11 protein-coding genes are annotated in these 12276 nt (G+C 59.8%); 6 read left to right on the top strand and 5 right to left on the bottom strand.

What is annotated here, in order from left to right:
* Positions 1-15 precede the first annotated feature (15 nt).
* The 4 genes from melA to A3C3_RS0121880 all read left to right on the top strand — a co-directional run bounded on the left by melA (position 16) and on the right by A3C3_RS0121880 (position 4341).
* Complete coding sequence (melA, locus tag A3C3_RS0121900; protein ID WP_022716728.1) at positions 16-1386, top strand: alpha-glucosidase/alpha-galactosidase; 1371 nt, start codon at positions 16-18, stop codon at positions 1384-1386.
* A 377-nt stretch (positions 1387-1763) separates the two neighbouring features.
* Positions 1764-2168 (top strand): hypothetical protein, encoded by a 405-nt coding sequence (locus tag A3C3_RS45410; RefSeq protein WP_145611730.1) that lies wholly within the window; start codon positions 1764-1766, stop codon positions 2166-2168.
* Positions 2169-2265: 97 nt separating this feature from the next.
* A complete protein-coding gene (locus A3C3_RS0121885; RefSeq protein WP_022716725.1) occupies positions 2266-3156 on the top strand; it encodes a LysR family transcriptional regulator in 891 nt (296 codons plus the stop codon).
* 66 nt (positions 3157-3222) lie between these two features.
* Positions 3223-4341, top strand: coding sequence for an HPP family protein (locus tag A3C3_RS0121880; RefSeq protein WP_028739883.1), 1119 nt, complete (start codon positions 3223-3225; stop codon positions 4339-4341).
* Positions 4342-4887: 546 nt separating this feature from the next.
* Here the strand turns inward: A3C3_RS0121880 and A3C3_RS0121875 are convergent.
* The 5 genes from A3C3_RS0121875 to speB all read right to left on the bottom strand — a co-directional run bounded on the left by A3C3_RS0121875 (position 4888) and on the right by speB (position 9887).
* Complete coding sequence (locus A3C3_RS0121875; RefSeq protein ID WP_022716723.1) at positions 4888-5685, bottom strand: ABC transporter permease; 798 nt, start codon at positions 5683-5685, stop codon at positions 4888-4890.
* Positions 5682-6536 (bottom strand): ABC transporter permease, encoded by an 855-nt coding sequence (locus A3C3_RS0121870; RefSeq protein WP_022716722.1) that lies wholly within the window; start codon positions 6534-6536, stop codon positions 5682-5684. Before A3C3_RS0121870 ends, A3C3_RS0121875 begins: the two co-directional genes overlap by 4 nt.
* Positions 6533-7570, bottom strand: coding sequence for an ABC transporter ATP-binding protein (locus A3C3_RS0121865; RefSeq protein ID WP_022716721.1), 1038 nt, complete (start codon positions 7568-7570; stop codon positions 6533-6535). Before A3C3_RS0121865 ends, A3C3_RS0121870 begins: the two co-directional genes overlap by 4 nt.
* A gap of 107 nt (positions 7571-7677) precedes the next feature.
* The gene (locus tag A3C3_RS0121860; RefSeq protein WP_022716720.1) at positions 7678-8766 is read right to left on the bottom strand and encodes an ABC transporter substrate-binding protein; all 1089 of its coding nucleotides are present in this window, start codon (positions 8764-8766) and stop codon (positions 7678-7680) included.
* 59 nt (positions 8767-8825) lie between these two features.
* Complete coding sequence (gene speB, locus A3C3_RS0121855; RefSeq protein ID WP_022716719.1) at positions 8826-9887, bottom strand: agmatinase; 1062 nt, start codon at positions 9885-9887, stop codon at positions 8826-8828.
* A gap of 167 nt (positions 9888-10054) precedes the next feature.
* On the opposite strand from speB, the gene A3C3_RS0121850 reads away from it, so the two are divergent.
* Complete coding sequence (locus tag A3C3_RS0121850; RefSeq protein WP_022716718.1) at positions 10055-11086, top strand: LysR substrate-binding domain-containing protein; 1032 nt, start codon at positions 10055-10057, stop codon at positions 11084-11086.
* 25 nt (positions 11087-11111) lie between these two features.
* Positions 11112-12275, top strand: a complete 1164-nt coding sequence (locus A3C3_RS0121845; RefSeq protein ID WP_022716717.1) for an aminotransferase — start codon at positions 11112-11114, stop codon at positions 12273-12275.
* Position 12276 lies beyond the last annotated feature (1 nt).

Genomic DNA, 12276 nt, shown 5'->3' with positions numbered 1-12276 from the left:
ATGCCGGAGGTTATAATGGCACGAAATCCCAAGATCACGTTTATCGGAGCGGGCTCCACCGTCTTCATGAAGAACATCGTCGGCGATGTCTTGCAGCGTCCGGCGCTGTCGGGCGCCACGATCGCGCTGATGGACATCAATCCGCAGCGTCTCGAAGAAAGCGCCGTCGTTGTCAACAAGCTGATTTCGACGCTGGGCGCAAAGGCCAAGGCTGAAACTTACTCCGATCAGCGCAAGGCGCTGACAGGCGCAGACTTCGTCGTCGTCGCCTTCCAGATCGGCGGCTATGAGCCCTGTACCGTCACCGATTTCGAAGTGCCGAAGAAATACGGTCTGCGCCAGACCATTGCCGACACACTCGGCGTTGGCGGCATCATGCGCGGGCTTAGAACCGTGCCGCACCTTTGGAAGATATGCGAGGACATGCTCGCCGTCTGCCCGGAGGCGATCATGCTGCAATATGTAAATCCGATGGCCATCAACACCTGGGCGATTGCGGAAAAATATCCGGCAATCAAGCAGGTCGGTCTCTGCCACTCCGTCCAGGGCACGGCCATGGAGCTGGCCCATGACCTTGACATTCCTTACGAGGAAATCCGCTACCGCTCGGCCGGCATCAACCATATGGCCTTCTATCTGACGTTCGAGCACCGGCAAGCGGATGGTTCCTACAAGAATCTCTATCCCGATCTTGTCCGCGCCTATCGTGAAGGCCGTGCCCCGAAGCCTGGCTGGAACCCGCGCTGCCCCAACAAGGTGCGCTACGAGATGCTGACACGCCTTGGCTATTTCGTCACCGAGAGCTCGGAGCACTTTGCCGAATACACGCCCTACTTCATCAAAGAGGGCCGAGAGGACCTGATCGAGAAGTTCGGCATTCCGCTCGACGAATATCCGAAGCGCTGCATCGAGCAGATCGAACGTTGGAAAGGACAGGCCGAAGCCTACCGCTCGGCCGAGAAGATCGAGGTCGAACAATCGAAGGAATATGCTTCCTCCATCATCAACTCCGTCTGGACTGGCGAACCGTCGGTCGTCTACGGCAATGTCCGCAACAACGGCTGCATCACCTCGCTGCCGCCAAACTGCGCCGCCGAAGTGCCTTGCCTGGTCGACGCCTCGGGCATTCAGCCAACCTTCATCGGCAACCTGCCGCCGCAGCTGACAGCGCTCATCCGCACCAACATCAATGTTCAGGAGCTGACCGTCCAGGCACTGATGACGGAAGATCGCGAACACATCTACCACGCTGCGATGATGGATCCGCATACGGCGGCTGAACTCGACCTCGACCAGATCTGGTCGCTCGTCGACGATCTTCTTTCCACCCACGGTGACTGGCTGCCGGCCTGGGCGAGAACAGCCAAGAAGGTGCAGGCAGCCTAGCGCGCAAGCGACGCCCTTCGGACAGCGCGTTTAAGCCGGCGAGGCTTGTCGCCGGCTTCGCCTTCAGCCTGCCGGATCGGCCACTTGCCTCGTGATCTCTCCCAGAAAGGCGAAAGTTCCAAAACCGCAGGCCCGCGCGTGGGGATCACGATTGGGTTGAAGCTTCGCGCCTCAGGACGTTTTACGGTTTTTCTCATATGATCTGCGCAGGCGACAGATAAAGATAAATAACGAGGCAGGTTGCCGCGATTGCGACCATGGTGGCCGGGCGAAGAATTGTTCTTGCGACCGAAGCAACAGCGAGCCCGGACGCCAAAATCGCGCCTCCCAGCAAGACGCCGCGGCCGGAAAAGGCCAGAGCGAGGGCTGAGATGCAGATGGCTGTCGCCAGCATAGTGAGCGTGATTTTCCGTGGAGCCATCTCGGGATACGCGGCGAAAGCCGGCAAGCATCCCCTCACGCTGAAGCCGATTGCGATGCTCAGAAAAACAAAAGGCAATACCATCGACCGGTACCTCTCAAAAAGAACGCGCCCATGGCAAAGCAAGCGGCGTGCCATTTGTTTGCCGTGCGCTGCTCACGGGCGTCATGCCGGCGCTGCCGATATATTGCGCTCAATGCCCAATGAGCATGCAGGATCCGCTCACTGGCGAATGAGTTCCTTGCGTGCCGCTGACCGCGAAATGCATCGCGACCGGCGCCCAAGCGAGGTCGACCGCCGCGGCTGGCATCGTCACAAGCTGCGAGCATTTCGGCAAGTTGCGCAATTTCCTTCTCAGTAGCGGCTGAAACTTTGAAAAATCCGTTCTCTACAGCGACTTGATCGTATTCTGTTTATGAGAATAATATCGGCTCGATATTCTGAAATCGAGACTTTACGTGGATTTTCCGTCGCTCCGTGTCTTTCTGTCCGTCGCCGAACATCGAAGCGTGACGCGCGCTGCCGCGGCGCTTGGGCGCGTCGCTTCGAATGTTACGACGCGAATCCAGCAGCTGGAGGAGGATCTCGGTGTCTTGCTCTTCAATCGGGATGGAAAGCAGATGACCCTCACCCGCGAAGGGCGGCTGTTTTTGTCTTACGCGAAGCGAATGGCGGCATTGGCTGACGAGGCGCGCCATTCGTTGTCGGCCTCCGGCCGGCCGGCGACTTTGCGTGTCGGTACAATGGAGAGCACGGCGGCAAGCCGGCTACCGCACATTCTGCCACGCTTCGGAACAGTTGCTCCTCATATTTCTCTTCGGCTGACAATGGGTGCGACGCGGGATCTCGCCCGTGCCGTTTTGGCAGAGGAACTCGACTGTGCCTTGATCGCATTGCCGATCGGCAAGCATGCAGCCGCCTGGCTTGCCGACGTTGATTTTTGCCAGCTTGAGCTCGCGCCGCTCTGGAGCGAGGAGGTTCTGATCATTCTTCCTCCGGATCATCCGCCAGTTCGTAATGCCGCGGACATCACCGTTGGCACACTCGCGGCCCTTGAGGCCGGATGCACCTATCGGCGCATGGCCGAGGATTGGCTTGGCCGTCTTCCGCCGTTCATGACGATCGAGATGTCATCTTACCACGCCGTGGTTGCGAGTGTCCTTGCAGGAGGCGCCGTTGGTGTCGTTCCAGCGTCGATCCTGTCGCAGCTGCAGGTGTCCCGTGACATGATCCAGACGGTTGTTGCGGGTTCAGCGCAAACCTCGTTTCTCACACGTAAGAATGCGGGGTCTTCAGAGCTGGATACGTTTCGAACGGCCCTTCTTTCCGCTGGTGGGGCAAGTTCATAACCGTTGCCATCGCCCGATCCTTTGTCGGGTGTGGCCACATCTCATTGACAAATCCACAGGTGATCTATGCGTTTCCCACATCGTGAAGCCTTGTCCGGCTGGCGTTTTCGTCTGTTTGCCCCCATCCTTGCCGGTGCGACACTTCGCGAGCGACTGGTTTCATGTGTGGGTGCGCTTGCATGCATCGCCCTGACGGGCCTCATTTGCGGCGGCCTCCTCGGCGAGGGTCCTCACCTTCCGCTGATTGTCGCGCCGATGGGGGCTTCGGCTGTGCTGCTCTTTGCTGTTCCGTCAAGCCCATTGGCGCAGCCTTGGCCGATTATCGGTGGAAACACGATTTCTGCTTTCATGGGGGTTATTGCCGCAAATCTAATTCATGACCCAATCATCGCAATTGGCGTGGGCGTTTCGCTTGCGATTGCGGCGATGTCGTTCACCCGCTGCCTGCATCCGCCCGGCGGAGCGGCGGCCTTGACCGCTGTCCTCGGCGGTGCGCCCGTCGCAAGTTGGGGTTTGCTCTTCCCGTTCGTGCCGGTGGGCTTGAATTCGTGCATCCTGGTGGCACTTGGGCTTCTGTTTCACAAGCTGTCCCGGCACAATTATCCGCATGTTGTCGTCAGCGCGACCAACACGCATCATACGAAGGATCCGCCCGCAAACCTGCGGGTCGGATTTCGTGAGGAGGACGTCGATGCGGCGCTCCAGGTGCTGAAGGAAACGTTCGACATCGATCGTGCAGATCTGAGCCGGCTTTTGCGAGAAGTCGAAATTCAAGCGACGGTTCGGTCCAACAAGGACCTGAAATGCGCAGACATCATGTCGCGTGATGTCATTGCAGTCAGCCCCGACACCACTGTTGAGGTGGCGCATGCGCTGCTGATCCGACACAATGTCCGCACACTGCCGGTCAAACTGCCTGACGGCAAGCTCGTAGGCAGCGTCGGACTTCGAGAACTCGCTTTTGCGGCCGGCCCGGTTGAGGCTCTTATGGCGCCATCGGCGACAACTTCGGCTGACGCGCCTGCGCTCGGCCTTTTGCCAGTCCTGACGGACGGGAAAACACACGCCGTTGTCGTGATCGATCAGGCGTGGCAGATCATCGGGCTGATCTCGCAGACCGATCTTCTCGCGGCAATGGCGCGCCTCGCTCCGACGGACCGCGTCGCCCGGGAGAGTGTCGCCTAAAACTGGGCGACGTTCTCATCGGTACCTGCCTGACGTCCTGATCCTGATCGATGATCCGAGAAAATCTCGGCTGAGACATGACGAACACCGGCTGCGCCCGGCGATGATGAGTTTCGTGTTCCAGGCCCAAGCCCATCAGATGCGCGCTGACGCTTTCACTGCTTCGACAGTCAGCCCGGCCAAGCGGTCTTCTCACGGGCCGTTTTTTAACGGTCAAGCGCATCGTTGTCACCGGAGGTACATGCGCATCGGACTTGCCGGAGCAAGGACAATTGCCGCCGAAGCCGGTAGCGTCTGCGTGACGGGTGTCAGTGACGATCACCTTGCGCAGGCAAGCAGGGCATTTCCCGCAGGGGTTCCCGTGCAAGGGACTTGCGAGCACGGTTTGAAGACGAGCTACTCAGCAATGTGCTGTGCCCCTCGGTCGTATCGGATCGGCCGGGGAGGCGGCTCTACTTTTTGGCGACGCCTCGTACGGTACCGGTAGCCAATATGCCGCTGATGGCCGCTTGACGATGCGATGAAATCGGGGGCGGTTATTGTCATTCATTTTTCCGCCGCCATCGCACCCAGCAACTTCGGAAGATCGCCGAAGCGCGCGATGACGCTGAAGACGAGCGCTGCGATTGCGACAAAGAGGACCGTCACCGAAGCCATGGTCGGCGTATAGCCATAGCGCAACGCGTTGAAGATCTTGATCGGCAAGGTTTCCATGGTAAAGCCGACAGTCATGTAGGCGACGATGTATTCGTTCAGCGAAAGCACAAACGCAAAGGCGTAACCCGAAATCAGGTAGGGCCGGATCAGCGGCAAGACGACCGTCGTAAATATCGTCCTCTCATTCGCCCCCATCGTCGCCGCCGCTTCGACGAAGGAGCGATCGATTGCGGTGAAGCCGAGAGACAGCGTCACCAGTGGCAATGTGACGAAGAAGATCGCGTGGCTGATCACAGCGGTCCACGGTGCGCCGTAAAAGCCGGTCGTCGCCCAGAAAGTCAAAAGGCCGAGTGCGGTAATGACGGGTGGCAGGGTGAAAGGCGCGATGCCCAAAAGCTGGAAGATGTTCGCCCATGGCGCAATTCTCCGCCACAAGAACCAGGCAAGCGGCAAAGCGATGAGTACTGCAAGTGCTGCGGACAGAACCGCAAGCGTGAGCGACGCAAAAAGCGCGTTGCGCCATTCCGGATTGGTGAATACCTCACCGTACCAGCCAAGCGAAAAGCCCTGGGGCGGGAAGGTGAGGCTCTGTTTCGCATTTACCGAGACCCCGGCAACGACGATCATGGGTGCCGCCAGGAAAAGTCCGATGAGCGAAAAATAAAGACGGCGCAGCAGCGTGTTCATGCCGCATCTCCCTTCCGGCCGATCAGCACCGTCAGCCCGACCATGGCAAGCGTCACCAGCACCAGAAAGACGGCCATTGCGGCGGCGAAGGGCATGTTCGACTGATAGACGGCCTGATCGGTGATCAGCACAGACAAGGTCCAGTGCGACGGACGGCCGAGAATCTGTGGCAGCAGATAGGAGCCGAGCGCAAAAATGAAGACCATGATGAGCGTTGCGATAATGGTGTTGCGCAATGTCGGTAGGACGACCGTGAAAAATGCCTTGACCGGCGATGCGCCGAGCGTGCGCGCCGCTTCCGTCAAGGTTGGGTCAAGCCGAACGAGGGCGGGATAGAGGATCAGGATCGTGTAAGGCAGGGCCTGATAGACCATGCCGGCCAGCACTGCGCCGAAGCTCGGCGTCAGAGCCACGGGCTGCTGCATGAGGCCTGCCATGACAAGCAGATTGGTGATGCCGGCGGTGCGTGAGAACAACGTCGACCACGCAAAGCCGATGATGACTTCGGAGAGCGAAAGGATCGCCAGCATCGCCACCAGCCAAATCACCTGAGCTTTGCGTCCCATGCGCGTCAGCAGATAGGTGAATGGAATGCCAAGCACGATGCAGCAGATCGCGACGGCGATTGCAAGCATCAGCGAAAAGCCCAGCACCCTGCCGAAAAACAGACTGACGAAGCGGGCGTAATTGTCGAATACGAAGGCCGGCGTGTAAAAGCCGCCCTGCTGTCGCTGGAAAAAGCTGACGGCAATCATCGTTGCGAAAGGAATGACGAAGAAGACCGTCAGCATTCCGGCCGGGAAGGCAAGCGGCCAGTAATCGGCAATTTTTTGCGGTGGTTCACGCCTCATTTCTGCAGTACCACGCAGACTTCCGGCGAGAGCTTGACGCCGACCTCCTGGCCCACGGTGACGGCCGGCCTTTCGCGTGGTGTCGAAACGGCGACGACCTGTGTTCCGGATAAATCGAGGAAGGTCTCGATCGTGCCGCCGAGATCGCGAATGAAGGTTACCTTGCCAGCGATAGTGCCGCCGCCTGGCGCTGTCAGATGCACGTCCTCCGGCCGCACCGAGATCGTTGCCCTGTTAAGGCCGGGAGGAAGCAGAACGCCTTCGATGACCTTGCCGAAGACCGTTGCGCGGCCGGCGCTGTCAGCTTCTGTCGTGAGCAGGTTGGTCGAGCCGATGAAATCGGCGACGAAGCGGTCGGCGGGACGGCGGTAGATCTCGATCGGGCTTGCTGCCTGGCGCAGTTCGCCACTGTTCATGACGACGACGGTATCTGCCATCGTCATTGCTTCGCGCTGGTCGTGGGTCACGACGATTGTCGTGATGCCAAGCGTCTGCTGCAGTTGCCGGAGTTCCACCTGCATCGCCTCGCGTAGTTTTGCATCGAGGGCCGACAGGGGTTCGTCGAGCAGGAAGAGCTTCGGCGAAATCGTCAGTGCACGGGCAATTGCGACACGCTGGCGCTGGCCGCCGGAAAGCTTGCTCACCGGCCGGTCTGCATAGCCGGGCAAATGGATCAGCGACAGCAGCTCATCGACACGCTTCTTCTGGGCTTCCTTGGCCGTGCCACGGATTCGCAGCGGATAAGCGATGTTTTCGCCGACGGTCAGGTGAGGGAAAAGCGCGAGGGACTGAAACACCATCCCCAGGTCGCGCTTGTGTGTCGGGACGGCCGTAATGTCGTTGCCGTCGAGCACAATGGCGCCGCTCGTCGGCATGTCGAGACCGGCTATCATGCGCAGCAGCGTTGTCTTGCCGCAGCCGGAGGGTCCGAGCAGGCAGACGAACGTGCCATGCGGAACGTTGAGCTGCACATTGTCGACGGCGGTGAAGGCGCCGAATTGTTTGGTGATATTGTTGAGTGTCAGTCCGGACATAAATCCCCCGCATGGGCCACGTGCATAGGACGACTGCCCCCGCATGAGCCTTGGCCGTCAAAGGCGCAAGGCGCATGCATTGTCATGGGGCGTTCAGTCTCGAAAACTCAACCGACGATGAGTTCCGTCCACTTCTGGTTCAGCCAATCGGATTTGGTCTGATAAAGATCGTAGCGCGGCGTAATCGGCTCGATGTCGGAGGCGACGGCTGCAAACTCCTTGTCGGTCAGGTCAAGCAACTCGCGCTTGATCGTTGGCGCGGTGCCTACCTTGCGCGACATCAGTGCCTGGATGGCCGGCTGGCACATGTAGTCGATGAAGATATGTGCCTCTTCCGCCTTCTTGGAGGCACGCGACAACGCCCAGCAGCCGGAATCCTGGATGCCGCCTTCCTTGGGGAAAGTTGAGCGGACCGGGAAACCGTCGGCGGCCGCAAGGCCGGTGACGTCGTGATAATACTGTCCCATCGGGATCTCACCGGACTTCAGCGCCTGCTCGAACTGTGCCTCGTCGCGATACCACAGGCGGACATTCGGCTTCACCTCGGCGAGCTTTCCGAACGCCTTCAGAAGACCCTCTTCGGTATCGAGTGCGTTCGTGCCGCCGAAATGCGTCTTGGCCGTCACTTCCAGCAGGAACGAGTTGGATACAAGGGCAAGCAAGCCGAGTTTGTCGGCATTTGCCGGGTCCCAAAGGGCATTCCAGGAGGTCGGCGCTTCCTTAAAGACATCGGTATTGGTGACGAGCGTGATGTACCACGCAACGGCCCCGACGCCGGCAACACGGCCATCCGGATATTTGTTGACGAAGCGGTCGATGAGGCCGGAGGCGTTCTTGAGCTTTGCTGTGTCGATCGGCGTCCACAGCTCGGTCGCCTGGCCCTTGAGCATTGCGACCTGCGACATCATCGAAAGGTCGGCAGGCGCCTGGCCGGCCTTGGCAGCCTGTTCCAGCTGCACCAGCCAGGCCTCGCCCGTGGGTTCGGCAACCGATTCGACGGTAATGCCGGTTGCCTTGGTGAATTCCGGGAAGACGTTCTTGTCGAATGAATCCTTGAAGTAGCCGCCATAGACGCCGACTTTCAGCGACTTGTCCTGCGCGCGCAGAATGGAGGGCATGGCGAGCATGCTGGTGGCGGCGAGGCCGGTTGCCAGCAGGTTTCGGCGGCTGACCGCCTTGTCGAGAATGGTTTTCATGGCTTTGTTCCCTCTTTTGTTTGGTCTGTCATGTTGCAGTTTCCGGTCGTTGCCGATTTTTAGCCGGCCTTGCTGCCGATGGACGGGCTAAAGACCATCAGGCTCAGGATTTCGAACAAGACCTGGGCGCCGGCATGGGCGGTATTCGTCGTCGCGTCATATTGCGGGGCCACCTCGACAACATCTCCGCCGACAAGATTGATCCCTTTCAGGCCGCGGATCAATTGCAGAACTTCCCGCGTCGTCAAGCCGCCGACTTCCGGCGTGCCGGTGCCGGGCGCAAAGCTCGGATCGAGGCTGTCGACATCGAAGGAAAGATAGGTCGGCGCGTCGCCGACGATTTCCTTTGCTCTCTCGATGATCGCGGACATGCCCATGCCAGTCACCTCCTCGGCGTGGATCACGGTCATTCCGGATTCGTAGGAAAACTCCCAGAGATATTCTGCCGAACCGCGGATGCCGATCTGCACCGTGCGTGTCGGATCGAGCACGCCGTCGAGAACGGCATTGCGGAATGGACCGCCGTGGTGGAATTTTGTCTGGTCGAAGGCACCGCCGGTATCACAATGCGCATCGATGTGGATCATGCCGACCGGCTGCTTCTTGCCGACTGCCTTGAGGATCGGGTGAGTCATCGAGTGATCGCCGCCGACGCAAAGCGGTGCCACGCCTGCATCGACCATCTGGCCGATGCGTTTTTCGATGTCGTCATGGCTGAGCTCCAGTCGGTAACGGCTCTGGAAGGGGACGTCGCCGATATCGGCTACGCGCAAATCAAACAGCGGCGCCGTACCCAGCACATGGTTATAAGGACCAATGCGCTCGATTGCGCGCAGTGCCCGCGGTCCGAAGCGCGATCCCGGACGGTTGGTGACGCCGAGATCCATCGGAACGCCGGTGATTGCAACCTGCAGATTGCCGAAATCCGGCTCGTCGGCGGCAACCTGCATATAGGGTGCGCTGAGGAATGTCGGAACGCCGGCATAGGGCGCAAGGCGCGTGCCGCTTTTTGAAAAGATCTTGTCGGCTACCTTGCGAAAGTCGGGATCGAATATCTCGCCGCCGTGGCTGTCGGCAAATTTTGCGCGCAGTTCTTCGAGCTTCGTCTGATTCCAGGCCATTCCGGTTCACCTCTTGTCTTTAACGGCGGGGAAGCGGAACCTTGCTGCGGCGTCACGTCATTCCCCTCGTCGTTCTTGCTTTTTCTGCATTACCCAACAAAAAGGTTGGAAATGCAACTCACATTGTTATAGCAGTAAGCGTGAGATTTACTCACATACAGATTGCCATGTTCAATCGACTGCCGCCTCTGAATTCTCTGCGTGCTTTCGAGGCAGCTGCCCGCCGGGGCTCGGTCTCGGCGGCTGCGCGCGAGCTCAATGTTACGCATGGTGCCGTCAGCCATCAGATCAAGGCGCTGGAGGCGGTCTTCGGCACGCCGCTATTTGAGCGCAATGGCAAACGGCTGAAGCTTACGCCGCAGGCTGCCCTGCTGTTGCCGGCTCTGACACATGCATTCGAGAACATTGCGGCGGCAACGGCCCTGGTGACCCGTCCGTCGACAAGCGGGAGCCTTAGAATTTCATGCGTTCCGGCTTTGCTGTCCTTCTGGCTGATCCCGCGCATGCACCAGTTCAGCGAACAGTTTCCCGATATCAGCCTGACGCTCGTCGCCTCCAATGATCCTGAGCTGCTTTACTCGCCGGATATCGATGTCTGTATTCTCTATGGTGATGGGACCTGGCTGGACTGCTGGGCGCGTCTTTGGAGCAACCTGCAGCTTTTTCCGGTCGTCAGCCCAACCCTGATGAATAGCCGGGCAGTGCGTTCGGTGCGCGATCTGCGCGACCATGTTCTGCTTCACGGCGACGATGGACGCGAATGGAACACGTGGCTGGCGGCAGCTGACGCGCTGGACATGCCGCGGGGCAGGCAGCACTTCATGAGCGATGCGCGGCTTTCGACGGAGGCGGCCTTGAGCGGGCAGGGGGTCGCACTCGGCGATACGATTACCGCCGGTAGCCTGATTGCCCAAGGCGAACTCGTCGTGCCCTTCGATCTCTCCGTTCCGGCCAATGATGCCTTTTATGTCGCCTGCCGAAACGAAGTGCGCTCCGCGCCGATCGTCAAGGTCTTTGTCGACTGGTTCTTCTCAGCGCTCGAAAGCGACCGCGGAGCAGAACCGCAGGCGTCCGCCCGGCGTGCGATCCGCGGGCGCGGACGCGTTGACGCCTTGGCGGGGGCGGCTGAAAGCTTCACCCCTGTCTCCCGCGCGCGCGCTGCGGCACAACGGCCCGTCAAGCGACGTTTGAAATCCTGATCGATCTCTCAAGGAAAGCCCTGGAATGCCGCTTGCTCACCCAAATCCGCTGGTCGCCCGTTTGTCGCCGCCGCCCATCCCCTCCGTACTTGCCTGGGCGGGTGACTATGATGGTGCCAAAGGGCCGCTGATTGATCTGTCCCAAGCTGTACCCGGCTATCCGGCGCATCCCGAGATGCTGCGGCTCCTCGGCGAGGCGGCCGCCTCTCCGGCCATGACCAGCTATGGGGCGATCGAGGGGGAGGAGGTGCTCAGAAAGGCTTATGCGACACATGTGTCGGCGGTCTATGGCGCGAGCGTTTCCGCCGCCAACATCCATATTACCTCCGGTTGCAACCAGGCCTTCATGTGCAGCACCATCGCGCTTGCCAAGTCGGGCGAGACGATGGGGCTCACCAATCCCTTCTATTTCAACCACGAAACCACGCTTTCGATGCTGGGGATCGGACGTGTTCTCGTAGATTGTGATGCCGCAAAAGGCTTTCTGCCGAGCCTGGTCTCGGCAGAAAAGGCCCTGTTGTCGGGAGTGCGTGGCCTTGCGGTCGTTTCGCCGAACAATCCGACCGGTGCTGTCTACCCGCCGGGGCTGCTTCGCGAACTCTTTCAGCTCTGCCAAAAATATGGAGCGTGGCTGATCCTGGACGAAACCTATCGGGACTTTCTGCCGACCGATGCCGGAGCGCCGCACGACCTGCTCTCCATCAAGGGCTGGGAAGAGACGCTCGTTCTCCTCTACAGTTTCTCCAAATCCTTCTGTATTCCGGGACATCGATTGGGGGCGATCACAGCAGGTCCGCGCATCGTCGGCGAGATCACTAAGATCATGGACAACATGCAGATCTGCGCCCCGCGGGCGGCTCAGGTCGCCGTGGCGGCAGCGCTTCCAATTCTGGCGGAATGGCGCGTGGCAAATCGGCTGGAAATCTCCCGCCGCGCCGATGCGCTGAAAGCGGTCATGGCAGCAACGGACGGCTGGTCGATCGCCGCCGTCGGCGCCTACTTTGCCTTCATCCGGCATCCTTACGGCAACACACCTTCCGCCGAAGTGGCGGAAAAGCTGGCGAAGGAAGCTGGAGTGATCTGTATCCCCGGAAGCTATTTCGGCGAGGGCCAGGAGGATTATCTCCGGCTTGCCTTCGCCAATGCCGACGTTGGCGTGATCTCGCAGTTGCACGAGCGTCTGCGATAGG

This window comes from Rhizobium mongolense USDA 1844 (genome assembly GCF_000419765.1).
GTDB lineage: Bacteria > Pseudomonadota > Alphaproteobacteria > Rhizobiales > Rhizobiaceae > Rhizobium > Rhizobium mongolense.
Note: the sequence above shows the minus strand (reverse complement) of the source record. Positions and strands in the feature narration are given on the sequence as shown.

What these genes read in the sequence shown, in the direction of transcription:
- A3C3_RS0121875 (WP_022716723.1), bottom strand. Translation starts at nt 5,685, where the DNA reads ATGAACACGCTGCTGCGCCGTCTTTATTTTTCGCTCATCGGACTTTTC.
- melA (WP_022716728.1), top strand. Translation starts at nt 16, where the DNA reads ATGGCACGAAATCCCAAGATCACGTTTATCGGAGCGGGCTCCACCGTC.
- A3C3_RS0121850 (WP_022716718.1), top strand. Translation starts at nt 10,055, where the DNA reads ATGTTCAATCGACTGCCGCCTCTGAATTCTCTGCGTGCTTTCGAGGCA.
- A3C3_RS0121865 (WP_022716721.1), bottom strand. Translation starts at nt 7,570, where the DNA reads ATGTCCGGACTGACACTCAACAATATCACCAAACAATTCGGCGCCTTC.
- A3C3_RS45410 (WP_145611730.1), top strand. Translation starts at nt 1,764, where the DNA reads ATGGCTGTCGCCAGCATAGTGAGCGTGATTTTCCGTGGAGCCATCTCG.
- A3C3_RS0121870 (WP_022716722.1), bottom strand. Translation starts at nt 6,536, where the DNA reads ATGAGGCGTGAACCACCGCAAAAAATTGCCGATTACTGGCCGCTTGCC.
- A3C3_RS0121845 (WP_022716717.1), top strand. Translation starts at nt 11,112, where the DNA reads ATGCCGCTTGCTCACCCAAATCCGCTGGTCGCCCGTTTGTCGCCGCCG.
- speB (WP_022716719.1), bottom strand. Translation starts at nt 9,887, where the DNA reads ATGGCCTGGAATCAGACGAAGCTCGAAGAACTGCGCGCAAAATTTGCC.
- A3C3_RS0121860 (WP_022716720.1), bottom strand. Translation starts at nt 8,766, where the DNA reads ATGAAAACCATTCTCGACAAGGCGGTCAGCCGCCGAAACCTGCTGGCA.
- A3C3_RS0121880 (WP_028739883.1), top strand. Translation starts at nt 3,223, where the DNA reads ATGCGTTTCCCACATCGTGAAGCCTTGTCCGGCTGGCGTTTTCGTCTG.